This window comes from Psychromonas sp., from assembly GCF_047632995.1.
Lineage (GTDB): Bacteria > Pseudomonadota > Gammaproteobacteria > Enterobacterales > Psychromonadaceae > Psychromonas.
On record NZ_JBLIEK010000029.1, the window covers coordinates 1 to 23,999 of the forward strand.

The 23,999-nt window shown below is 41.1% G+C and carries 20 protein-coding genes and 1 pseudogene; 6 read left to right on the plus strand and 15 right to left on the minus strand.

Translation table 11 applies throughout. The features are described from left to right. Both nagA and ACJAT7_RS07245 read left to right on the plus strand, forming a co-directional pair. Positions 1–508: N-acetylglucosamine-6-phosphate deacetylase (gene nagA, locus ACJAT7_RS07240; protein ID WP_415226128.1), on the plus strand; the 508-nt coding region annotated here is incomplete at its 5' end. A 73-nt stretch (positions 509–581) separates the two neighbouring features. Then, positions 582–1,808, plus strand: coding sequence for an ROK family protein (locus tag ACJAT7_RS07245; RefSeq protein WP_415226129.1), 1,227 nt, complete (start codon positions 582–584; stop codon positions 1,806–1,808). 333 nt (positions 1,809–2,141) lie between these two features. Here ACJAT7_RS07245 and ACJAT7_RS07250 read toward each other — a convergent pair whose 3' ends face one another. The 4 genes and pseudogenes from ACJAT7_RS07250 to ACJAT7_RS07265 all read right to left on the minus strand — a co-directional run bounded on the left by ACJAT7_RS07250 (position 2,142) and on the right by ACJAT7_RS07265 (position 5,324). Next, a complete protein-coding gene (locus ACJAT7_RS07250; RefSeq protein ID WP_415226130.1) occupies positions 2,142–2,753 on the minus strand; it encodes a CAP domain-containing protein in 612 nt (203 codons plus the stop codon). A 735-nt stretch (positions 2,754–3,488) separates the two neighbouring features. Continuing rightward, a pseudogene (locus tag ACJAT7_RS07255) lies at positions 3,489–3,626 on the minus strand (transposase); the annotation flags it as partial. A gap of 108 nt (positions 3,627–3,734) precedes the next feature. Further along, positions 3,735–4,649 (minus strand): hypothetical protein, encoded by a 915-nt coding sequence (locus tag ACJAT7_RS07260; RefSeq protein ID WP_415226131.1) that lies wholly within the window; start codon positions 4,647–4,649, stop codon positions 3,735–3,737. 456 nt (positions 4,650–5,105) lie between these two features. After that, entirely contained in the window at positions 5,106–5,324 is a 219-nt protein-coding gene (locus ACJAT7_RS07265) for a hypothetical protein (protein ID WP_415226132.1), read from the minus strand. Between the two features lie 216 nt (positions 5,325–5,540). Between ACJAT7_RS07265 and cobB the strand changes: the two genes are divergently transcribed. Beyond that, positions 5,541–6,260, plus strand: coding sequence for a Sir2 family NAD+-dependent deacetylase (gene cobB / locus ACJAT7_RS07270; protein ID WP_415226133.1), 720 nt, complete (start codon positions 5,541–5,543; stop codon positions 6,258–6,260). 10 nt (positions 6,261–6,270) lie between these two features. On the opposite strand, the gene ACJAT7_RS07275 is transcribed toward cobB, so the two are convergent. Both ACJAT7_RS07275 and ACJAT7_RS07280 read right to left on the minus strand, forming a co-directional pair. Further along, a complete protein-coding gene (locus ACJAT7_RS07275; RefSeq protein WP_415226134.1) occupies positions 6,271–6,807 on the minus strand; it encodes a glycine zipper 2TM domain-containing protein in 537 nt (178 codons plus the stop codon). 276 nt (positions 6,808–7,083) lie between these two features. Continuing rightward, on the minus strand, positions 7,084–8,313 hold the full coding sequence (locus tag ACJAT7_RS07280; RefSeq protein WP_415226135.1) for an aldose 1-epimerase family protein: 1,230 nt from the start codon (positions 8,311–8,313) through the stop codon (positions 7,084–7,086). A 690-nt stretch (positions 8,314–9,003) separates the two neighbouring features. Between ACJAT7_RS07280 and ACJAT7_RS07285 the strand changes: the two genes are divergently transcribed. After that, entirely contained in the window at positions 9,004–10,596 is a 1,593-nt protein-coding gene (locus tag ACJAT7_RS07285; protein ID WP_415226136.1) for an ABC-F family ATPase, read from the plus strand. A gap of 112 nt (positions 10,597–10,708) precedes the next feature. On the opposite strand, the gene ACJAT7_RS07290 is transcribed toward ACJAT7_RS07285, so the two are convergent. The 3 genes from ACJAT7_RS07290 to ACJAT7_RS07300 form a co-directional block, all read right to left on the minus strand. Beyond that, entirely contained in the window at positions 10,709–11,527 is an 819-nt protein-coding gene (locus ACJAT7_RS07290; protein WP_415226137.1) for a thiamine pyrophosphate-dependent enzyme, read from the minus strand. Then, positions 11,520–13,271: a 2-oxoacid:acceptor oxidoreductase subunit alpha gene (locus tag ACJAT7_RS07295; RefSeq protein WP_415226138.1), complete on the minus strand. Its 1,752-nt coding sequence runs from the start codon at positions 13,269–13,271 to the stop codon at positions 11,520–11,522. The genes ACJAT7_RS07290 and ACJAT7_RS07295 overlap by 8 nt, the downstream gene beginning before the upstream one ends. Positions 13,272–13,567: 296 nt before the next feature. Further along, positions 13,568–13,777 (minus strand): cold-shock protein, encoded by a 210-nt coding sequence (locus ACJAT7_RS07300; protein ID WP_415226139.1) that lies wholly within the window; start codon positions 13,775–13,777, stop codon positions 13,568–13,570. A gap of 344 nt (positions 13,778–14,121) precedes the next feature. On the opposite strand from ACJAT7_RS07300, the gene ACJAT7_RS07305 reads away from it, so the two are divergent. Next, positions 14,122–14,862: a substrate-binding periplasmic protein gene (locus tag ACJAT7_RS07305; RefSeq protein ID WP_415226140.1), complete on the plus strand. Its 741-nt coding sequence runs from the start codon at positions 14,122–14,124 to the stop codon at positions 14,860–14,862. A 52-nt stretch (positions 14,863–14,914) separates the two neighbouring features. Here ACJAT7_RS07305 and ACJAT7_RS07310 read toward each other — a convergent pair whose 3' ends face one another. The 6 genes from ACJAT7_RS07310 to ACJAT7_RS07335 all read right to left on the minus strand — a co-directional run bounded on the left by ACJAT7_RS07310 (position 14,915) and on the right by ACJAT7_RS07335 (position 23,009). After that, positions 14,915–16,666, minus strand: coding sequence for a DEAD/DEAH box helicase (locus ACJAT7_RS07310; protein ID WP_415226141.1), 1,752 nt, complete (start codon positions 16,664–16,666; stop codon positions 14,915–14,917). Between the two features lie 143 nt (positions 16,667–16,809). Then, positions 16,810–17,409, minus strand: coding sequence for a protein-disulfide isomerase (locus tag ACJAT7_RS07315; protein WP_415226142.1), 600 nt, complete (start codon positions 17,407–17,409; stop codon positions 16,810–16,812). A 367-nt stretch (positions 17,410–17,776) separates the two neighbouring features. After that, the gene (locus ACJAT7_RS07320) at positions 17,777–18,211 is read right to left on the minus strand and encodes a host attachment protein (protein ID WP_415226143.1); all 435 of its coding nucleotides are present in this window, start codon (positions 18,209–18,211) and stop codon (positions 17,777–17,779) included. Between the two features lie 261 nt (positions 18,212–18,472). After that, positions 18,473–20,056 (minus strand): alpha-amylase, encoded by a 1,584-nt coding sequence (locus tag ACJAT7_RS07325; RefSeq protein ID WP_415226144.1) that lies wholly within the window; start codon positions 20,054–20,056, stop codon positions 18,473–18,475. Positions 20,057–20,406: 350 nt separating this feature from the next. After that, the gene (gene glgX / locus ACJAT7_RS07330; protein WP_415226145.1) at positions 20,407–22,488 is read right to left on the minus strand and encodes a glycogen debranching protein GlgX; all 2,082 of its coding nucleotides are present in this window, start codon (positions 22,486–22,488) and stop codon (positions 20,407–20,409) included. Positions 22,489–22,727: 239 nt separating this feature from the next. After that, complete coding sequence (locus tag ACJAT7_RS07335; protein ID WP_415226146.1) at positions 22,728–23,009, minus strand: YeaC family protein; 282 nt, start codon at positions 23,007–23,009, stop codon at positions 22,728–22,730. A 78-nt stretch (positions 23,010–23,087) separates the two neighbouring features. Here ACJAT7_RS07335 and ACJAT7_RS07340 point away from each other — a divergent pair, with 78 nt between their 5' ends. Next, on the plus strand, positions 23,088–23,939 hold the full coding sequence (locus tag ACJAT7_RS07340) for a DUF2989 domain-containing protein (RefSeq protein ID WP_415226147.1): 852 nt from the start codon (positions 23,088–23,090) through the stop codon (positions 23,937–23,939). Positions 23,940–23,999: the final 60 nt, after the last annotated feature.

Genomic DNA, 23,999 nt, shown 5'->3' on the forward strand with positions numbered 1-23,999 from the left:
CTTTGCGACGCATCTATTTAACGCAATGCGCCCTATTACAGGCAGAGAGCCTGGGATAATAGGTGCAATTTATGATAATGATATCTACGCAGGTATTATTGTTGATGGTTTCCACGTAGCTTATGAAAATGTGCGAATTTCTAAAAAGATCATGGGCGACAAACTAATATTAGTCACGGATGCGACAGCGCCTGCAGGAGCAAAAATAGATCAATTTAATTTTGTTGGTACAACCGTTTATTACAAAAATGGCAAATGCTTAGACGCTGACGGTACGCTGGGTGGCTCTGCAATAACAATGATCGAGTCTATTAAACAATGCGTTAAATTCGTCGGTATTGAACTGGCAGAAGCGATTCGTATGGCAACATTGTATCCCGCAAAAGCGATTTCAATGGATCATAAACTGGGCAGCATAGCAGCGGGCAAAATTGCAAATCTCGCCATTTTCACGAATGACTATAAAATTATTGCAACCGTTGTTAACGGACACTACAAAATCAGCTAATAAATGACAAAATAACCAGCTGTTTGCTAGAATAGAGACTCTCTTTCAGCTTGTTATTTAAAGTGAAAAAATAATGCTACAGAATAATCAACAAACAGTTTCAAATATTGCAAATATAGATCATATCAAGAAGATAAATTACGCAACTATTTATAAAGTAATTGAAACTCACGCTCCAATTTCCCGCGTCAAAATAGCACAAGTCAGCAAACTTGCGCCTGCAAGCGTGACCAAAATAACACGGAAATTGCTTGAAAACGGTATTATTACAGAAATCGCCAGACAAACCTCAACAGGCGGACGCCCAGCTATTTCTATAGCGCTGAATTCTGCATCAATTCACGTGCTGGCCATCAAAATTGGTCGCAACCTGTTGTCAATAAGTCGTTATAACTTATCGGGTGAACAATTATCAAATAAACAGGTAAATATTGAATTAGCCAATGGTGAACAACTTATTGAGCAAATCATTTCAGAAATAGCGTTAGCTATTAACACCGAGAAACCACTCGGTGAAAAGATATCTGCCATTTCAATTACCTTGGCCGGCTTAATTAATCCCAAACAGGGTAGAATAATTTACTCCTCTCGCTATTCATTCAATAACTTCCCATTAGTGGAGATCATTGAACAACAGTTTAATATCCCGACATTTATTGGCAACCATACGCGCTGTCTCGCATTAGCGGAACACTACTTTGGTGCATCACAAGATTGTGCAGACTCTATTTTGATTAGTGTTCATCATGGTGTCGGCTCAGGTATTATTATTCATGGGAAATGTTTATTAGGCGAAAATTGTCATATTGGTGAGATTGGACATATTCAAGTAAACCCGGCAGGAAAAAAATGTCATTGTGGTAACTTTGGATGCTTGGAAACAGAAGTAAGTGATAATGTTATTCTCGAAAAAGTGAAAAATGCGATTAACGACGGTAATTTCACAACATTGATTTACGAAACACTAACAGTAGAAGATATATATAAAGCCGCAGCTAATAATGATCCGTTATGCAGAAAAGTAGTTGAGGATGCTGCCAACTATTTAGGAAAAACTGTCGCAATTTTAATTAATTTACTCAATCCGGAAAAAATCATCATTGCAGGTAAAATCACTGAAAGCAAAGGCACACTATTTTCAACAATTCAACAATGTATTACTCACCAAACATTACCAGAATTTCAAAACAAACTAACAATACTGCCAACGAAGTTACAGCCAAATTCAACAGTTGCAGCCTTTGCGCTAATTAAACAAGCCATTTATGAAGGAAATTTGTTACAAGAAATTCATATCTAATCTGAATTCTGGATTCTGGATAATAATTAAAATAAATCAAACTAAATATCTGTTCCTCGAACTAATTACAGATATTTCAAAAATTACTACTTAAGATATGTAGCAAAATATTTAAAGTTATATTCCCCTTCATTACTAAGCCCCCGGTGTCAGGATAGTTGTCGCCTCTAATTTTTAGTTAGAGGCAATTATAATGAAGAGAAAATTCACTACATCATTTAAGATACAAGCAGTTAGTCGAAATAGAGATTGCTAATACACTGCGCATTAGTGCTTCAACACTCAGTAAGTGGATCTCCTCGACTTGGTATTTAAAGCCAACACTGTTTATGATTAACGAGGTTTAGCAAATACTTGGGTCCAATAATAGGTATAAGTTACATTGCTGTTTTCGCTACACGCCAAGCCCATTTCCGTCGAATTTCCGCTCATAATATTCTTACAATGTCCGTCACTCGCCATCCACGCATCCACTACAGCCTGTGCCGTAGTCTGACCTCCAGCAATATTTTCTGCCACATAAGACCACGTGTAGCCTTGATCTGTAACCCGAGTCGCTACTGTACTTTCGTCAAGCCCGGTATGGCTGAAAAAATCATAATTAGCCATATTATCCGAGTGCTCTTGTGCAGCCGAAGTCAATAAAGCATTCCAGGTTAGCTTATCCACAGGACCATAGCTTTCACTGCCACAAGTTTGTTCCTGTATACGCTGTTCATTAATCAAAGTCAAAACGGTAGTCAGGTCATCTCTACAGCTTATTTGGCTATAATTGGTCTGATCATCATAACGGTCTACAGCACTGCTAGCATCGGTACTCTCATCTGAGCCTTCATCACTCAAAGCAGTTTCATCAGATACCTGATTGTCACTAGTTGCTCCATCATCACTATTACAACCAGAGATCAGGCCCACACAAAATAATCCCACTAACCAATAACGCATATTGCTCCCTGACTATTATTAAATATAACGAGCCTCATAATAGCAAATAAAAAAGTCTGGACACCCATAAATTTTTTCTTAAAAAGATATGGGCCCATAAATAAATGGTGAGATAGATAAATGCAATTCTGAGTAAATAACATCTATAAAGTTGTGGCTCCCTCCGTCATTCCCGAGTTGTTTTATCGGGAATCTCCTATCTAACTGCACCATAAAAAATACAATTATTAATAAGCTAAAGTGATCGATAGCCTCGACTTGCCCTTCGCTTGTATGCACTTGCTTTAACTTTCCTTGTTGGTATTCCGCCCTTGACGGCGTGTTACTTTTTCTCAACAGCAAGAAAAAGTAACCAAAAAGTGCCGTTCCGAACGTTTTTTATTCTTGCACTGTCCAATCACTTTTTAACGCACCACCTCAGACATTACATCCCTGTACTGACTGAGGTTAGAGAAAACATCCATGTTTTCTCTTGCTAAAGTGCTTGTTCAGCACAAGAAAAACGTACGGAAATTTCCCTAGCCGACTTGGTTTAGTTGCACGAGTATTTTTAATTTATAAAAATATTTTGATGTTCTCAACATTCAATTATCATTCCCAAATCCCCGCCCCGTCATTCCCGAGTGCTTTTATCGGGAGTCTCCGCTCCAGTTGCACCATAAAACACACAATTATTAATAAGCCCAAATGATGGATGTCCTCGACTTGCCGCTTATACTCTTTTCGCCATCGTCACAGCATAAACGGGTGAATGTCGAGCTTTTCAGCAACAGATTTGAATTTGACTCCGACGACAAAACTCAGCTGAACAGCGTTGACTTTAAAATCATTTGAATACTTCCAAGTTCGTCTTGGATTGTTGTACTTGTGCATAATACACCTCATCTTTAGTTAGATTTAGGTGTCCGTTAAAGCGGGGGAAGATCAACGTCCAGTTGATTAACTATCGACGCCATAGTCTCTTGTTATGCCAATTTTACGTTAACCACCAAACTTATTGACAGGTAAATATGCTTCACCTGTTTGTGAAGCGTGGCGTCTAACTCTAGTAATGATATCTTTAAAACTCATTGCACCCGTTAAAAATAAATACAAATGACTTCCATCGAGAATTATTAACGTACTTTTACTTCCTGATGCATCATTAATTGCTACGCTACTATAGCCTGAAATCGATACGATAATACCCATTGTATTATCAGCCATCTTATTTACTTTAGCTTTTAGCGAATCTATATCTGTTGCGCCAGATTGATCTTTTGTGAACTTTAATTCAACAAGGTACGTTGTGCCTTCAATTGTGACCGAACCATCGATTTGTCTTCCGTTGGTCTTATAAGGCCTCTTATTCTGTATTTCACAGAAATCAATTAACTCGTAAAACCAACTTTCAAATTCATAACCACCTTTTTGAGTTCCTATTTTAGTGTGCATAGACTCAAGATTGGCCTGAAGTTTAGTTTTATCTGTTTTAAAACGTCTTATTTCGTCTTTTTCTTTTTTTGCTCTTTCTCTAAAGTCTCGCTTTTCTTTTTCTGTTTTTATTTCATTGTCTTGAGTTTTTAAGTATATTTTTAATTCAGTTACGGCTTTGTGCGCATCTTGTATTTTAATATCTGAATCTTCCCAGTTCCGTAAATCAGGGAATGTGGTTTGTTCTGACAAATTTCTAGCCATTTGAAAGATCAGTGCTTTTCCTTTGTCGCTAGCTTGTAATTTAGGAAATAAACGATCCAATAATTCTCTTTTAGACTCGTCACTAGCCCAAGAGGATACAAATGATTCACTTACATGAGATGCTCTCAAAAATGAGCGAAGTGCATTTTTACGCCAATATGACTTTAGAACAGCTTCATAAGTCAGTTGAATTAATCTAGGTGATATTCTTGCAGCCAAACTCTAACTCTCCTTATAGTCATAACGAGGCTGTAGAATTATTCATTTTCAGCCCACTTTATTTAAAATGAAGGATACAATAATTCACATATAGTTGAGATTCAATAGATCATTCTATTTTGAGTAAAGGATTGATTAAATTGGGTGATAAATCAGTTTATTGCGGCGTTTAGGGAGGATTATTTGACGTTAAAGCTTCACCCTTAGCATTAATGTAGGCTATTCCTTAACTTCTCTATATCGTGCACCAAGAGAAGAAAAATCGAGCCCCCATGCCTTTTTTACTGAAAAAGGGTTGGGAGTCCCATCTTGCGCTATTTATTACAGTGACCAGTGGCCAAACTAACTATGCCACTTCAGTCATTACCGCATTACAAATAACAGATTAAGTGCTTCGTCCACCCGAGGCTGTTTTTTGTAAGCAGCCTTTCGCTCAATGGCTGGATCCAGCCTGTTTTACAGCCGTTCAATACATTGCTGGATACTGATACCCTGCAAAAAGCAGTGTTTGATTTGTTGCTCTTGGCTTGCGGATAAAATGAACGGAGGTTGTTCTGATAATGCGGAATAGTGTCGGATAATACGCCTGCGATAAATGGCTAAGCGATTGAATTGCAATAGCAAACCCGATATAGCAAATACTAAAACACCACAAATAATATAAAATATCAGCATTATTGCCTCCTTTGCTCAGGTTATACTCATCACCAAAAGTATAGTGTTGTAGGTGCCCTTAGCCAGTGTATTACGATAAGTGTTATTCGCTTCGATTTAAGCACCTCGTTTTAGGCTGTAGCGCGATGAAAAACAGAGAACGTAATGGATCTGCTACCTTTTCTTTCTTTTCGGCGTTAAAGTAGGGTTTTAGCTATGCGGTTTTGGAGCTCTCTTTTGTTATTAAATACATATAAAAAAATCGTCGTTTTAACAGGTGCCGGTATTTCGGCCGAATCCGGTATTAAAACATTTCGCAGTGCTGATGGTCTCTGGGAAAATTATCCGGTGGAGGACGTTGCAACGCCGGAAGGATATAAGCGCAACCCGAATCTGGTCTTAGACTTTTACAATCAACGTCGCCGCGATTTATGTCAACAGCAGATAAAGCCAAATGCTGCGCATTATGCGTTAGCGAAACTCGAAGCACAGTTCAACGGAGAGTTTCTTTTAATCACACAAAATATCGATAATTTACATGAAAAGGCAGGATCTAAGAATGTGATTCATATGCATGGTGAATTATTAAAAGCGCGCTGCCCGAAATCTGATAATGTTATTCCATGGCAAGGCGATCTTATAAGCGGTGATATGTGCAGTTGCTGTCAGCCTGCAGCACAGTTACGTCCGCATATTGTCTGGTTTGGCGAGATGCCGCTGTGTATGGACCCTATATATGAGCGTCTGGTAGATGCGGATCTGTTTATCGCCATTGGTACATCCGGCACAGTTTATCCTGCTGCAGGTTTTGTTCAGGAAGCAAACCGTTTCGGTGCTGATTCTATTGAGATTAATTTAGATGCCAGTAACATACAGAGCCACTTTACATATGTAGAGCATGGCAAGGCAACCGAATTGGTCCCCCGCCTAGTGGAAAAATTACTGGTCGAAGATTAGCGAGGGAGCCTTAATAAGGCTCAATATTAATATGCACTTTTATTTTTTTACCCGGATGAGAATTCATCCGAGTTTGATATTCATCGCCGTGATAACGGTACCACACATGGTAGCCAATCACTTTTTCTTCATAACGGATAGCATCATGCGTCTCACAATGACGTTCATTGCGATAAAAAACGTCAGAGCCTGAATTTGTATCATGTCGATCAGATAGATCATGCCCGACAGAGGCCCCCAATACAGCCCCTACAACAGTTGCTATTTTTTTATTTGTCTTATTGTGGCCAACTTTATTACCAATAGCCCCGCCAATAATGCCGCCTAAAATAGTTCCTGTATATGAACGCCCGCCCTCGGGATCTTGTTGATAACGCACCTGCTCATTCCAGCACTCCTGCTGTGGGAAACGATGTTCAATAGTGCGAGTGATCGGCTCAACATGGGTCACCTTGGCCCAGTTTGCTTTTCCATGATGACTTTTTGCCCATGAACCGGGGGAAAGTGCCAGAGAGATAATAATGGTCGGTAAAATAAGTTTATTCATAATACAACTCCTTAGAACAGTTATGCTGTTGTTTTTTCTATAACTAAACGATAGCTTAAGTAACCTGAACGTAAGCTGAATAACTATTTACTAACACGAAAATCAATACAGGCTGGCAGTGAAGTCTCTGATAGAAGTGTGCTTTATAAAACGAATGTTAAATTTTGTAAGCAACTGAAACGGGGAGGAGGAAATGGAAGAGTCAGACAGTTTATAGGGAATAGATAAAAAAATGCAATGCCAGCCCTATGATGCTGGCATTGCGGCTAAATACAGTTATTCAACTGCATTTAAATCAACAATAGGCTCCATAACCTGCTTAACCGCTTTCCCTTTTTGGATAGCGGCAACTTTTTCAAGCGCTGATTTCACATCACTTTTACTGGTAAGCACAGTATAAGTCACATCAAATGCTTTTGTTTCACCCGCTTTAATAGTCGGAACAAGTCCTAGCGAACGTTGGAATTTAGTGTTGTAGGCATAACTTGTTCCCGGCTCTATCCCTGTTACATAACCCTGCTGTTTGGTGTCAGTGTTTTTCCACATGGTTAGTACAGGTAGCTGCTTGATATTATATCCCACGGCCACACCTTGATTTCCCGCCGCATTATTAAGGACAGCAAGCGTGTTCCCCTGCGCATCAGCAAGCGGTTTAAAGTTAAAGACCATTTCATCATAGCCTTTAGTTGGCCCTTGATAATTTTGCCAATCTTTTAGCCCCTCTTTTGCGTAATCATTAAAGGGAGAAACTTCACTGGCCGCCGCTGTAAATTTTGCGCCGTTTTCAAGAATAGGCGTACCAAAGTTAGAGTGATAAATGATTTGATATTCATTATCGTAATCCGCTTTATTGGTTAACTTATCGTGTACAGAGAATGTAGTCGATCCGGGAACAACTTCAAACTGAGTCAAGGTGACCAGCTCCGCCATCTTGAAAGTACGCTCACTAATTTCGCCCTGAATAGTTATTTTATGCGGTGGCGTATCATCAATAATAACCTTAACGGTGGAAGCTGGGGTATTCTGAGCTCGCCCATGCAGGCTCAACAATTGACCATTATCATCAACCCCAGGATGCCCGGTCCACTCATACCCGCAACGTACCATCATTTCATTGAAGCCATCCAACCAGCCTAATCCGCCACGACTCTCAAGATCAATATACACAGGGTTTACTATCTCTTTAACTGGAGAATCCCAACCTAAAATTCTTTTGCCATCCATTTTAACATTAAAAATTCCCATACCTCTGGTTGGGATCAGTGTGATTGTCATTTTACCATTATTAATCAATATGATATCAACCCCCTCCTGCTTGCCACCATGTAATTGACGTTTTTCCACTGAGAATGAACTACCGTCAGTGAAGCCTAATTTTTCACTACTGATCTTCCAATTTCCCACATCAGTAGATGAAGTTGCATCTGTCAGTGTAAATTCAGCCGCATTTACAGCCATTGAGCCTAAACCAAGCAGAGTTGAAATAAATAACGTTTTAAGTTTCATATAATTTCCTGATTTTATAGTTAGTTAAAGAGAACCAAGCAACTGAAGCGTTTCACTGAATCGTTTCAGCCACTTACGGCAAGAAGCTACGCCAAATATTCTCACATTCAATATACAACCCGGCTAACTGTGATCTAATGCTCATAACGCGACCCGATCAGCGATTAATTTGATTGATGAATCACCTTCAGCAAATCACACGCAAGTCACTGTTATCTGTTTATATGTGACAATTATTTCATTTTATTGAGTTGTATTCTAAGCGGGGGATTTCGGATCTAAGTAATTTCCCTAAGAAAAAACGCTCTCCATTGGTTAAAATACGATGGAATTGCACGTTTACGACTGCATTGTGATGTTTTATAACGGTTTTCATTTACATTTAAGAGCAAAGTATACCGTCCAATGATGTTCAAAATATAATACCAAATAAGCCGATTAACTGAGGTTTCAGCCTTAGTTGATCAGTCACTTATAACTCCCCGTAATTACATCTGTTTAATTTTCCAGAGATACTCTTCAATATTTGAACCTAGAACTCATTATTTTTGCCAAAGCTATGGTAATGCTCGACATTACATGCGCTAGTTCTGTATACTATGCGACCTAATTATTTATACTATTGCACATCTTATTTTGCTTTTTTTAGCCAAATAATGAACCTGTTAGTAAACACCTGGGAATACTTCTTTGATATCTACCGCGAACATCACTATGCAGTTTGGCGCTGAGCCTTTGTTTGAAAACATTTCGGCTAAATTCGGAAACGGCAACCGCTACGGTTTGATCGGCGCAAATGGCTGTGGCAAAACTACTTTTATGAAAATTCTTAGTGGGGCGCAAGCGCCAAGTTCAGGCAATGTATCTCTTGATCCCGGCGTTAGGATGGGGACATTAAGCCAGGACCAGTTTGCTTTTGAAGAATACAGCGTGATCGATGTCGTTATCATGGGTGATCTTAAATTATGGAAAGTTAAACAGGAGCGTGACCGCATTTACGCTAAAGCTGAAATGACGGAAGCTGATGGTATGGCTGTTGCCGAACTGGAAAGTGAATTTGCTGAAATGGACGGCTATACAGCAGAGAGCCGTGCGGGTGAAATATTATTAGCAGCAGGTATTGAAGAAGCGTTCCATTTTGGTTTAATGCAGCAAGTGGCTCCCGGCTGGAAATTGCGTGTATTACTTGCACAGGCGTTATTCTCTAATCCGGATCTTTTATTACTCGATGAGCCAACCAATAACTTGGATATTAATACCATCAATTGGCTATGTGAAGAGCTTAATAAACGCAAATGTACCATGATAATAATTTCCCATGACAGACATTTTTTAAATTCAGTATGTACCCATATGGCGGATATCGACTACGGCGAACTGCGTATCTATCCGGGTAATTACGAATATTTCATGGCCGCTTCCGGCTTGATTCGTGAACAGTTATTATCAGAAAATGCTAAGAAAAGTGCTGAAATTAATGAGCTACAAGATTTTGTGAATCGTTTTGGTGCGAATGCATCTAAAGCGAAACAAGCGAGCTCACGCGCTAAAAAAATGGATAAAATAAAACTTGATGACGTCAAATCATCAAGTCGAATGAACCCTTCTCTCAGTTTTAATGAAGGCAAAAAAATGCATCGCCAGGCATTAGTAATGGAAAATGTCGGTCACGGTTTTGAAGACGGCATGTTATTCCAAAAGGGTGAACTGATTTTAGAAGCCGGCGCAAAATTAGCGGTGATAGGTGAAAACGGTGTCGGTAAAACGACCCTGCTGCGCTGCCTCGTTAATGAGCTGCAAAGCAAAGAAGGTGACATCAAATGGTCTGAAAATGCATCTGTGGGTTATTGCCCGCAAGACAGCAGCGCCGATTTTGATAATGACTTAACTATATTTGATTGGATCTCTCAGTGGCGTACCACTAAACACGATGATCTAATGGTGCGAGGTATCTTAGGCCGTTTATTATTTACAGCTGATGATGCCAATAAAAAAGCGCGAAACTGCTCAGGCGGTGAAAAAAATCGCCTTTTATTTGGTAAGTTGATGATGCAGGATATTAACGTTCTGGTGATGGACGAACCCACTAACCATATGGATATAGAAGCGATCGACGCATTGAATGATGCGTTAAAAGTTTACCAGGGCACATTGATTTTTGTCAGTCATGACCGTGAATTTGTCTCTTCATTAGCAACCCGCATTATTGATATAAAAGAGAAAGGGTTAGTTAACTTCCAAGGTACTTATAATGAGTATCTATCTAACCAGTTCCGTTTATAAAAATAGCTGAATAATTTTAAAGACAAAGATCGCAGCCTGTAATTTATAATATTACATTACAGGCTGCGATCTTTATCTCGCCCTTTTAACCAAATCACAGCCCTATTCTGCGCTACTTTATAAACTGCTTATCTAATTCATCAAGGGATTGCAGCGTGCCTGGATCTGTTGCTGCTGGCCAAACCCTACGCGCACTGTTATAGACCACGCCCGTTTGCAAACCATTATCTTGCTCAATCATTTTATTGGCTTTAGCGTAATCGGACGTTGTTTCTGCAAAGGGTTGCACCAATTTTTTCCACTCTTTTTGCTCAGGGCAGTAGGTTATGCACTGGCATAACAGATGAATAAAAGAGAATCCGGGATGTTTAATCGCCTCGACCAATATATCGGTTAATTGTTCCGGCTCCCCCGAATAAGCGCGCGCAATATAGGATGCCCCCGATACCAGTGCTAACGCCAAGGGTTGTAAAGGCTGAAGATCACTATCATGTGTAGCAAGCTTATCCGCAAAACCTATCTCTGTTGTGGGCGATACCTGTCCTTTCGTCATGCCGTAGATATGGTTATCCATCACTATCAGCGTAATATCGACATTGCGCCTGCAGGTATGGATAAAGTGATTCGTGCCGATAGAAAAACAGTCGCCATCGCCACTTGCAGCTAATACGGTTAATTCCGGCCGCGCCACTTTTAACCCGGTTGCAATGGGCAGCGCGCGACCATGAATCCCATGAAAACCATAAACAGAAGTATAGGCGGGCAGGCGAGATGAACAGCCGATGCCGGAAATAACCGCCACCTCTTCACGGGATAACTCAAGTTTAGATAACGCTTTGGCGAGCGAGGTCAACACAGTGAAATCGCCACATCCGGTGCACCATATCGGTTTTTTATCCGATTTATAAAAACGTGGTTTTTCTTTAGTCATTGACCTTCTCCCCTTGTTTATTAAGTCGCGCTGTCTGCTCTACAAAGTCGGCTACCTCTGCGCTACTGAACGGGACTGGCCCGGGTTTGGCAAGGGAGTATGATGCGGCAGAAAATTCTGCCAGTTTAAAAAGATGAGAGGCCAGATAATGGAATAATTGGCCACCATGGCTCTGCTCGATAACGATAATATGGGTAGCACCGGACAAGCACTCCTGCAATTGCTCTATTGGCAGCGGGGCCAATAACCTTAACGTAATAAGTGATGCTGCTATTCCTTTCTGTGTTAATAGCGTTAAAGCATCAAGAATAATAGCGTGAAGGGAGCCAAAACAGATTATTTTTACATCACCTTGATTATCAATTTGTCCCCAATACTCACCGTAATCATAACGCAGTAATTTGCGCTGACGTTTATCAAGCTGTTGCTGCTGAACGTTCGCTAATGCGCTCGGGTGGCCTTGCTCGTTATGGGTCAGGCCGTCTGCTGTATACATGCCGTTGGCGGTGCCCGGAATTGCCATCGGGGAAATACCGCTTTTTGTATTTAGATAGCGTAGATAGTCGCCATCGGGCTCTGCTGTTTCACGTTGCGCGGTGTGCTGATAAAAAAGCGGTTTATCTCCCGCAATAATTGAGTGCCCGATAAATTGATCAGACAAGAGAATAGCCGGACATTGTAACCGTTCAGCTAAATTGACAGTCCAACCCGTTGTAAACGCGCAGTCAGCAATTCCAATTGGCGCAGTAACAAGATGCGGCGCATCGCCGTGCATACCAAAAAGCGCTTGGTTTAAGTCACTCTGTTCTGATTTAGTGGGGATACCTGTGGAGGGGCCGCCACGATTGACATTAACCACCAGCAACGGAATTTCACTGGCGATAGCAAGGCCTAATCCCTCTGACATTAAGGAAAGTCCCGGGCCAGAGGTCGCAGTTAACGCGGGCACACCACCATAAGAAGCGCCAATAATCATATTTATTGAGGCCAGTTCATCTTCAGCCTGTACTAGCGTGCCCCCCACTTTATCGATGTTAACTGCCATCCATTCCAGCAAGTCAGTTGCAGGTGTAATGGGGTAACCCGCAACAAAACGAATGCCCGCTTTTAAAGCTGCAAGGCCGATTAATTGATTTCCGGTATAGAGCCAATAGTTTTTTCTGGGGGAGCCTAAATTGGACAGTGCCGGAAACGCGACAGATAACGCGTACTCATTACCGGTTTCTATACCTATAATTACCGACTCGATCAGCGCGGCCTCCTTACCCTGAAAATGTTCCTTAGTCACGGCGAGAAGATTGGTCAGCGGTAAACCCAATAAGTTAGCCAACAAACCAACACCGATCATATTTACCTTTGTTTTCATTTGTTTAGAAAGCAGAGTTAATGGTACGGGGCAGAGCGTTGCATGGCTGTCGATAATCGCCTGCGGGATTTCACCGGACTCTTGATCACAAATAATCAAGGTGTTTTCGTTAAACACCAGTTCCTCAATAAAAGGCGTAAGAATATGCCAATCGATCACCAGTAATAACTGCACAGCATCCTGCAAACATTCAACCCGCTTGCTGGATAGGCGCAGCATGGCTGATGACTCCCCACCTCGGATCTGCGGCCCAAAACTCTTTTTAAGCAAACCATAATAGCCCAACTGCGCGGCTGTTTTTAATAATAGTTCTCCTGCCGCAATAACACCCGCCCCACCGGGGCCCGTTATAACAAGCGAAATATCTTCAGTTTCCATTAATCAATCTCCTCGCAACCGCGTTAAGTAATTCTCGCACCTCTAATCATAGCGGAAGAAAAAAAAAGAGTGAAAACCGACTCAAAGACAAACCTAATGCCCAGCCCACTCTAACGGTTAAAGATTGACAATCATCCCCAGTTCAGCTGCCGTTATTGATAAAGTCGCCTATGCGGAGATGGTATTATTTTATAACCACTTTTCAATAAACAAAAAAAAATGGCAAACCCGTAAAGGTTTACCATTTTTTTAGTATTAATTTTAGCTCTGTAGAGGAGCTAAAATATCGTTGCGAATTAAATAGCGACGATACTATCTGCTTGCGGGCCTTTTTGGCCTTGGCTTACAGTGAATTCTACTTTTTGGCCTTCAGCTAAAGTTTTAAAACCTTCGCTAGCAATAGCACTGAAGTGTGCGAATACATCTGGACCAGATTCTTGCTCTAGAAAACCAAAACCTTTCGCTTCGTTGAACCATTTAACGGTTCCTTGTACTTTATCAGACATAATATTATCCTGTAATTTTAATGTGAAATTGCCTGCAATAGGCGGAATAGCGTAAAAACAGACTGGAACTTAAAAACTACAGAGCGAGGTATTATCAATAAAACAACGAAATGGAGGATGTAAACAAAAGGCTTTCTTTCTTGCTGGGGATTATTATATAGAATATGGGATGAATGTCAAGAGTTGGTCAATAAACATACAAATTAAATTACCAAGGATGCGGTTTTGGGCAACTGTTGGCCGCCTGGCACAATTTTAGCAGTACGACACTAGCCACTAAGCGCCGCAGCGAGTAAAATAGCAGTAATAAGCCCTATCTCAACTTAATAACACAAAGGAACCGTATGTCGCAATATTGGCTATGTATGTATTGGTTAGTTGCCGGTTATTGCAGTGCAGTCCCCTACCAAGTGGTTGTCAACCATGCACCTCCTTACCGAATTATTGAAAATGGCACGTTTTCCGGCATCTATATCGATATTTTAAAAGCGGCCGCCCTCGAAGCAGAAATAGAGCTGGAGTTTATCAATGTCCCCTTCAAACGTGCACTGCTTCAGATGCGAACAGGTCAGGCTGATATTATGCTCGGTCCGAATAAGACCCAAGAGCGGACACGTTTTATGCATTATATTAATGAGGTTCCCTTTCCACGGGAAAACAAAGCATTTTATGCTAGCAAACCAGAACGCTGCATTGACAACTATGAGGAGCTCTACGGAAAAACGGTCGAGGTATTAATTGGGGCGGTTTATTTTGATCGCTTTGATCAGGATAATAAAATAATACGTTTAAAAACAAGGAACTATAAGGCAGCAATGGGGAAAGTTGTGATCGGACGTAGCGATCTGGTGATTATGCCCGAGCGGCAAGGGGATCGACTCAACAAACAAGAAAAATTTAGCTTAGTAAAATGCGATTTCAAGGTGGCAGGCAAACTCTCCTATATTACCGTATCCAAACAGAGCAAGGACAAAGAGTTACTGGAGCGGCTCAGCAAGGCACTGCTGGCCATTGGAAAAAAACATATTCCAGAATATATAGCAGAGCAATATATAGATCTGCTTAGCGTCAGCGCAGGGAAATGATCGGCGGCTATTCTTTAACGCCCTTTAAACAGCCCGTTTTGACTCTTTTATTCTAGAAATGATTGCTATCTGGATACAGTTCAAGATCGAACAACTTATCACGAACAACCCAGAAACGACCATTCTTACGGGCAATAACAATATCGGGTGGACGCAGACGGTGTTCGTTATTTACAATTTTAGTCGGTGCGGTATCAGTAAATGGGCGGTGCCGGTCAACTAAATGTGGCGAGATAAATTCCCTAAGAAATGCGGCTTTATGGCGTTGTGTAGTAAGTGGCCAGACTTCATTGATCTCAGCACCCTGATCACTGATATAAGTGACCTTGAGTTGCGGCTTATCAAATTTATTCTTTGCGGCTTGCAAACGCAGAGCAACACATTTCATAATTCGCGCATCTTTTAATTTAAGCGCTTCACGCAGTTTTTTATCCGGATCCACCAGCACATGATCGCACTCTCGGCAGCGCCTCGCAGCGATATCATTATCAGCGCCGCACATCTCACAAAATTTAGCACGAAACCGGTAACCACAAATCTTACGTTCACCTTGTTCATTTTCAGAATAACCCTGGCATTGCCTGCCGTAGTGTTCTAGCACAAATCCAGCCGGATCCAATTTTCCCCAAAAGTTATTATTAAAACGACAAGCTGGACAAGGGATAGTAACGATTTCACTGTCGCTATCGGGTTTAGCTTCTCCCACCTCCGGCTGATATAAATCATAACAGTTACCAGCAAACTCCATCACCAGGCAATCTTTCTTCCCCTCAAACAAACGCAAACCGCGTCCCACAATCTGCTGATATAAACTGATTGACGCCGTCGGGCGTAAAATAGCGATCAAATCAACATGGGGTGCATCAAAACCTGTGGTTAATACCGAGACATTTACTAAATACTTTATTTTACCCGCTTTAAAATCATTGATAATGGATTCGCGTTCAGTGAGCGGGGTATCGCCAATCACTAATGCTGCACTCTCATCGGCTAAATATCCCATTATTTCCTGCGCGTGATTGACGGTCGAGGCAAAGATCATCACACCGCGCCGGTCAGTCGCCGTCTCAATGACCTGTTTGATAATCAGAGGGGTAACGCGCGCCGATTTTTTCACCACACTATCGAGCTGTGCCTCTTGATAATGCCCTGTTGATGATGCTTTAAGATTGGAAAAATCATACCCTAAGACGGCCATATCCATCACTTTGGGCTCGCTTAGAAACTTTTCATCGAGTAGAAAACGGATCGGCAGATCGAAAATACAGTCGCGGAAAAAGCGTTTTTGCTCTGTTCTAACCTGCCCTCGTGTGTGGTATTGATAAATCCAACCTAAACCAAGACGGTATGGTGTCGCAGTCAAACCCAATATCTTCAGATTCGGATTTGTTTTTTGCAGATGGCTAACCACCCTTTGATAAGCACTGTTCTCATCTTCCGGGACGCGGTGACATTCATCTATCACCAGTAAGGAAAATGCGTCGGTGAATTGGTCCAAGCTGTTGCAGATAGATTGTACCGATGCGAAAACAACTTGGCGGTCGGTCTCTTTACGTCCCAATCCGGCAGAAAATATGGATGCATGTAAATCGTAACTTTCATATTTGCTGTGGTTTTGTTCAACAAGCTCTTTTACATGTGCAAGCACCAGCACTCTGCCTTTTGCAAGTCGTGCTAACTCCGCAATAATAAGGCTTTTACCTGCCCCGGTGGAAAGCGCTAAAACAGCTGGCGCACTGTGTTTACGAAAATAATGAATAGTCGCTTTGACAGCATCTTGTTGATATGGACGAAGAGTATACATAAATAGGAGTAACGCATTTTAAGCTTGATTAAAGGGAGGAGTTTAACCTAATTCGACTGCCAATGTGGACAACAGACAATATAAAATGTAACGAAAAATAGGCGCTCTATTATGCATCCTATTTAACGTTACAGCGATGATATTTATTTTAACTGTTGCTTTACCGCTTGAATTATTGCTTGAGGTTTTGCTAAATAGAGCGAATGATTTAACAACACAGCATTATCACCAGCTGTTAATAACAGCGCAGGAAATGCATTTGTGCCGATCAACTCTCGAATTTCAGCAATCTCAGATAACGTATATTCAGCGGCATCACTTAGCTCATCTCTGAACACTTTATTGGGTGGAGATAATTTAAACTGTTCGATAACAGGCGTGAAATCGTGCTTACAACCTAATGGATTCCCCTCGATAAAATGTGCTTTCTGTAGTGCGTTTAATACAGGCAAGGCTTTCTCGGGTTGCTTGTTTTGCAGCCACGCCATTAAGTTGGCGGTGATTGTTGAATTTTTAGGGCTGTCTGCATAGCGAATATGCTCTTGACCAAACTCAACCGTACTTTTTCTAGCGACGGAATCTACTTGCTGGTGACCGGCACAATCATTGCCATCATAATGTGCGCAATGCCAAATATGAATCATCATGTCTGGATAAGCTTTTTCAAGCACATTCACCAATGTTGTACTCGCGTAACTCCAAGGACAATGAGAGTCATAAATAAAATATAGTTCAGGGGTCATTAAATTGAGCCTTTTTAATAAATAATGGCAGTAATACTAAATACTTTAAACACAATTTACAATTAGCGATTGCAGCTATCAAATTAAGGAGAAGATTAACCTCTCCTATTTATTCTCGATATTTTCGTTTGGCGGCGATATACCCAAGCTACCTCAAGATGCAGGAATCAGCAAGACGATAAATGATGAGATTCTAGTCAGAAGGTGATGATCTAGTCATGCTAAATCAAAACCTGCTAACAACGAAGATTTCAGCAGTTCACGATATCTTCCCCGCACGGCTGAAATATGCGGCTTAATATTGGAGATTACTTGCACAAAGAGACGATAAAGCCCTCTGCGAACACAAGCAATCCCCATATCTCCTTTAGCCTATCCGTAAATCCAACATTTCAGGAAGCTCTCGCTGAGGGACCTTGGAATAGTCTTTATTCACAGACTGGTAAACCAGTTTTGCAGTTTGACGATTTAGGGCTTTATTGAGTAGGCCTAAAAACCGAGGTTCAGCGACCAACATAACTTGCGCACAACGATTATGCGTGCGTTCATTTTCCAACCAGTCCGCCAGTTCATGAGCAAAGCGTTCTGCCTCATTATCCTTGGGGTTACTCGCGGGAACAAACACACCATGCCCTCCTCCCTTAGCCTCACTGTGCCCGAGACGATCACTAACCAGATCGCCGCCTTTCTGACGCGCCTGTTGATGGCTAAACTCATTCAGTAAACTAAAATCTTCACGCGGCAGATAGTTAAAAACTCGCGCAGCACTTGCATTTGCAACCATTATCAACGTCTTCGACATAGTGGCTCTCCTCTGTTATTCAACCAACTATTTTCAGTATAGACGCTATTCCACAGCGCAGTGGGAAGCAAGTCCGTCGGTTCAATGCACAGGCGCGAGGCAAAGCAAAAACTTTATCAAATAAGATAACTGCCCTCTTCTTTTTTCTTTACAAAACAGAATCCAAATTGATCCAAGTGTGCAAATAAAAAGGTCCGGCGGCTCATAAATAGTCGTCGGACCTTTTTCTTATATCTTTATTCCCGTAGTGAAAATAATGAACTAGTCTTTAACCCAAACGGCTACGTTGCCAGGTTTGGTTTTGAACTGAGCCCAACCGTCGTTATTGGTACAGACTTTATCCGTAGAAGCATAGCTGCCAGTAATGTCGGTAAAGCAAGCATTTTTATGCGCGTTGCCGGCAAACATCCATTTGTAACCTTCATAGCTGTTATCGGTCATCAGTACTGCCAGACCTTTCCAATGCTCCGCATCGCCTTCACGCGTAAAGCCGATCACATCTGAATTATCTAGGTAGCTATGCTGAGCGCCATAAGCATGATCTCTACGCGCTTTTAGCAGAATATCCAGAATCGGCTTATGCGATTTCATGTTAATCGTGTAGTCGTTGCCGTCACCGCCTTGATCCGTGTAGGTCGCGCCGTAGTAATCTGCGTAGAATACGTTCGGGTAACCTTCGTTACGCAGCAGGATAAAGGAGTAAGCCAGCGGCTTGAACCAGTCTGCAACCGGAGACTCTAATGACTGCAGAGACTGGGTGTCGTGGTTTTCAACCAGAGTAACAGCATTACCAGGACTAGACTGCATCAGGGTGCCATTCATCAGGCTGCCCATATCATAGTTGCCGTTCGATGTAGACGCTGTATGAAAGTTCATATGCAGCGGCGCATCAAACAGTGACATCGAATACTCCGTATCGGCTAGGTAGCCGAGCAGCGTGTTTACGTCGTACTCCCAGTATTCGGCCACAGTAAACATCTCTTTGCCGGTATGAGCGCGCACGGTATTGATCCAATCTTTGGAAAAGCTTGCCTTGATATGCTTCACCGCATCTACACGGAAACCATCAACACCGGTGAAATCCGCATACCATCTGCCCCAGTTTTTCAGTTCGTTGACCACATCCGGGTGATCCATATCCAGATCTGCGCCCATCAGGTAATCGTAGTTGCCTTTTTCGCTGGAGACTTGAGTATCCCAGGCTTTGCCTGTGCCGCGGAATTTATAAATACAGGGGCCACCACAGCTCTCTTGCGTGTTTTGATCCCAATCTGTACCGTCAAAGTGGACCCAGCTCCACTTAAAGTCGGAGTAAGTATTGTTACGCGCGGTGAAATCAAACACTGTCCAGGCGTCGATATTGATATCGCCCCAGTATTCCTGATTACGGTTGTTCGAATCAACTCTCACCGCCGTTACGCTCTCAGTCGCATCGGCACCGATCATATGGTTCAGCACGACATCAGCGTATATTTTTACGCCTGCACTATGAGCGTCGTTGATCGCCGTTATGTACTCATCTTTAGTGCCATATTTAGTACGCACTGTGCCTTTTTGATCAAATTCACCCAGATCGTACAGATCATAAACTGAATAACCCACATCCGATGTACCAGCAGAGCCTTTGTATGCAGGTGGCAGCCACAGCGCCGTAATACCTACATCAGAAAGGTTCTGTGCTTCGTTTGATACCTTGTTCCACAGGTTATCTGTGTCACTATTGTACCAATGGAAATACTGCATCATAGTGCCGTTGGTGGCAGCCAACGCTGGCGCTGAGATTGCTATTAAACTAGCTAAGATGGTTGGTTTAAACCATTTACCCTTCAAGTTTAGATTTTTCATTACTTTTCCTTAAGAAGTGAAAATTTATTATTATAAATTCATGTTCGGCCTTTACCGGCGATCGAATAATGTCCAGAAATAGAGCGCAAAACAACCCGGTAATGGTTGTTATGTGAGCTTAATCCGTCATGTTTTCAGCAAAAAATTCAGAAAAAAAGAAGCATTAGATAAAAAAAAAGGATAGTCAACAAACCAACATACTTACCTTTCTCTGCAGTGGTTTGACATTCTTGAATATGAAAGCGGTTATTACACGCATAATCTACTCAAATCTGTTCAATTCAAGCAATATATTTAATGAGGATTATATTTTTGACAATCAAACTGAGCACTTAGACTACGTTGTTTATCTATTTAGATACAAAAACAACAATACTGCGCGCATCAACGCTGCAACTAGCATCTAGATGCAATATTTCTTTACCTTCTGCAGAGATATCATCCGGTGAGGTTCGTGACGTATCAATTGCTCTATACCAATTTTTACCCTCTATATCGGGTAACTCAAAATCGAGTGCAAACCAATACATATTAAACATAATATGCAGATCCAGCCCTTCATCTCGAGCACCAATTGTTATCGCCAGAGCCAATCCAGTTGGATCATGCCAACCGGGTTTTCCGAGTTCACAACCATGCCACGCTATATCAGATAACCCGCGTTTGTTTATTTCGCCACCAAAATAGCGATTACGCGATAGCCGGGGATGACGTTTGCGAAAAGCTATCAATCGCTGCCAAAACTGCAGCATTGATCTATTCGTTATCAGATCATCCCAATTAAACCAGGATATTTCATTATCCTGACAATAGGCGTTGTTATTGCCATATTGTGTTCGGCAAACTTCATCGCCTGCAACAAACATGGGAACGCCTTTAGATAACATCAAAATAGTGGCAAAGTTTTTAATTTGCTTTTTTCTCAGAGAGCTAATTTCTGCGTTGTTTGTAACGCCCTCTACGCCGCAATTCCAACTTCTATTGTTGTCTACACCGTCACGGTTATTTTCACCATTAGCTTCATTATGTTTATCGTTATATGAGACCAGATCATTAAGCGTAAAGCCGTCATGGACAGTAATAAAATTAACACTGTTACTTGGCAGTTCATTTTGCTGTTGGTAGATATCAGCGCTGCCTGCAATTCGACCCGCAAAAGCACCGAGTATTCCAGCTTGTCCGCGTACAAAATTACGAACATCATCCCGAAAAACACCATTCCATTCGGCCCAACGGTGGCCCGGAAATGAACCGACCATATATGCCCCGCCAGCATCCCACGCTTCTGCAATTACTTTCGTATCTGCCAGTTGCTCAGACAATTCTATTCCCCAAACAACAGGAGGATGTGCAATTAGGCTGCCGTCTTCACTGCGTACCAAAATAGTTCCCTCATCAAATCGGAAGCCGTCGACGTGCATATCGCGCACCCAATATTCTAAACAATCGATAATAAACTTTTCGCTAATGGGGTGATTGCATTTAAAGGTATTGCCGCAACCGGAGTAATTACAATAATTTTTTTTATTGTCGGCCTCTAAAAAATAGTAACTGTCATTGGCGAGACCTTTAAAAGAATAAATTGGCCCTTGATCATTACCTTCATCTGTATGGGTAAAAACGACATCCAGAATCACACCAATCTCAGCCTTGTGTAATGCTTTGACTAGATCTCTAAATTCATCGAGCGGATTTCCCCCTGCAGAATCAATACAGTATCCGGAATGAGGAGAAAAAAAACTGACTGTACTGTAGCCCCAATAATTAACTAACTGATTGCCGTTAACATAACGAACCTCAGAGTCATCAAACTCAAAAACAGGCATCAGTTCAATATCAGTAATACCCAAACTTTTTAGATCGGGAATTTTTTCAATCAGACCAGCATATGTCCCCGGATTTTTTACCTTAGAGGTAGGTGATTTGCTAAATCCCCCCACATTCACCTCATAAATAATACTTTCATTCAAAAGATGATTAACAGGCAGGTCCCCTTGCCAATCATAATCGGATAGCTTCAGCACACAACTTCTCATCGAGGTATGCAGATTACAGCCCGGTTTACATGCATCAACTCGGTTCCATAAGCGCCGGTTAATACCTTTTGAGTAGGGATCGATTAACACCTTATGTTTATCAAAAACGAGACCATTTTCAGGTTGATAAGGACCATCAACACGGTATGCGTAATGGGTATATTGAGGTAATCCTTTAACAAAAACATGCCAAAAATAAAAACTGCGATGAATTAAAGGATCCAATTGAATAATCTGCTCAGGTTCTATGGAATTAGTTTGATCAAATAAAAGTAATTCCACAGCCGTTGCTCTTTCATCACAATAGATGCAAAAATTCACTCCATCTTCTTCAACGGTTGCACCTATAGGGTGGGTTTTCCCAGGTAATAATTCGTACTTTGACAAGTTCGGCATATAATCACCCTTTAGTTTTCAGTTAAAATAAGCAATAGTTTTTTATTTGAGCAGCTTATACTCAGGTTAATTATAGTGGTTTTTATTCAGCAGTCAGTTGTAGTGCTGAAGTGTCTGCTAAGTGTCATTAGCCCGCGCCCAGAATAAGTCATTAAAACGGCTTATAAAGAGTTAAAAGCGGTTACCCTTTTATCTATTATTTAATTACTAGACAGAGCAAGGGAACAAGAGAATTGTTTTTATAAATCTAGCAAATGAATATCTGAAAGAGTGCGCTGCGAAAATTTATCCTTTAATTCTTTTTTATTTTGCATGTGAATTTCCCCACCTTTAGCAATACTGAAATGATCAGGTTGCTCATTAAACAGACTTTGGTATGCCATTACCAGCTGCAGGCTATCTGCATTTTGTTGTTCACTTAATTTACTACCATCTAACCACTTGCCAGTTTCAACAGCTTGTTTTAATTTCTCATAAAGTGACGGCGATATGTTTTTTGCATACTCAGTTAAATTTGACACGTGACTCACCTATTGTTGTATTAAAGTATTAAGCTTAAACTATTGTAAGTATATTGATTTAATGGAATAGTTCTACTGATGATTACTAAGATACTCAAAAGCACGCTTGCTATAACCGCATTATTTGTGATGGCCTCTTGTTCGCCATTTCAAAGTGATAGCTTGTCCGCTATCTGCGAATCAGAACCACAGCTGTGTGATGACCTACATCAAATAAGTGATTGCCGTTATAAACGTACAACACTTATCCGCGCTCGCTATTATGATAAAATCGAGCCTAATGAGGCACATACCCGAGATTTACTTACGCAGCTTGATAACTATGAATCTTGTCTTGAATTAACACTATTTCTACAATTTACTCGTCATAAAGAGCGTAAAAAACTTCGCATGGAAAACTATTTAACCGCACAAAAGCTAATGGAAGAAAAGCTAAAAGAGAGTAAAGGCACACAAGACCCGCATCTTGCCTATTATTTATGGACGCGCCATCAAGACTTAAATGCCAAAACTGTTTTTTTAAATGCCGCCAATAAAAAAGATTTAACGGATATTAGGCTATTAACCAAGCTTGCAACTATCTATTCTAAAGAAGATCCACAACGCGCAATAGATCTTTTTTATAAAGCATTAAGAGAAAGTAAATCCGTAGATGCCCTGCCAAAAAACATCTTCACCTTAATGATGACAATCTTCTACCAGAACAAAGAATTTGAACAAGCTTATATTTGGGCATTAATAGCAAAAGAGGAGAGTACAGAAAAAGAGTTGCCAATTAATTTAGATCTTATTTTGCAAAAAGGTTTGATAAATGGCACAAAAGTAATTCTCAATGAAGATGCCCTAGAAGAGCAGGCTGAGGTTTACCATAACCAACTAACGGACGGTATTTTCAATTCGGATGCACCGCAATTTCAACGAATAGATTAATCACCACTCAGTAACCCGCCTGAAGATTAATCTATTATAAACAGCATTATACTTACGAAA

Excerpts from the sequence above, each read along its gene's own strand:
- ACJAT7_RS07265 (WP_415226132.1), bottom strand. The coding sequence starts at position 5,324 with ATGCTGATATTTTATATTATTTGTGGTGTTTTAGTATTTGCTATATCG.
- ACJAT7_RS07290 (WP_415226137.1), bottom strand. The coding sequence starts at position 11,527 with ATGACTAAAGAAAAACCACGTTTTTATAAATCGGATAAAAAACCGATA.
- glgX (WP_415226145.1), bottom strand. The coding sequence starts at position 22,488 with ATGCCGAACTTGTCAAAGTACGAATTATTACCTGGGAAAACCCACCCT.
- ACJAT7_RS07325 (WP_415226144.1), bottom strand. The coding sequence starts at position 20,056 with ATGAAAAATCTAAACTTGAAGGGTAAATGGTTTAAACCAACCATCTTA.
- ACJAT7_RS07295 (WP_415226138.1), bottom strand. The coding sequence starts at position 13,271 with ATGGAAACTGAAGATATTTCGCTTGTTATAACGGGCCCCGGTGGGGCG.
- ACJAT7_RS07275 (WP_415226134.1), bottom strand. The coding sequence starts at position 6,807 with ATGAATAAACTTATTTTACCGACCATTATTATCTCTCTGGCACTTTCC.
- ACJAT7_RS07340 (WP_415226147.1), top strand. The coding sequence starts at position 23,088 with ATGATTACTAAGATACTCAAAAGCACGCTTGCTATAACCGCATTATTT.
- ACJAT7_RS07310 (WP_415226141.1), bottom strand. The coding sequence starts at position 16,666 with ATGTATACTCTTCGTCCATATCAACAAGATGCTGTCAAAGCGACTATT.
- ACJAT7_RS07245 (WP_415226129.1), top strand. The coding sequence starts at position 582 with ATGCTACAGAATAATCAACAAACAGTTTCAAATATTGCAAATATAGAT.
- ACJAT7_RS07250 (WP_415226130.1), bottom strand. The coding sequence starts at position 2,753 with ATGCGTTATTGGTTAGTGGGATTATTTTGTGTGGGCCTGATCTCTGGT.
- ACJAT7_RS07305 (WP_415226140.1), top strand. The coding sequence starts at position 14,122 with ATGTCGCAATATTGGCTATGTATGTATTGGTTAGTTGCCGGTTATTGC.
- ACJAT7_RS07320 (WP_415226143.1), bottom strand. The coding sequence starts at position 18,211 with ATGTCGAAGACGTTGATAATGGTTGCAAATGCAAGTGCTGCGCGAGTT.
- ACJAT7_RS07300 (WP_415226139.1), bottom strand. The coding sequence starts at position 13,777 with ATGTCTGATAAAGTACAAGGAACCGTTAAATGGTTCAACGAAGCGAAA.
- ACJAT7_RS07280 (WP_415226135.1), bottom strand. The coding sequence starts at position 8,313 with ATGAAACTTAAAACGTTATTTATTTCAACTCTGCTTGGTTTAGGCTCA.
- ACJAT7_RS07315 (WP_415226142.1), bottom strand. The coding sequence starts at position 17,409 with ATGACCCCTGAACTATATTTTATTTATGACTCTCATTGTCCTTGGAGT.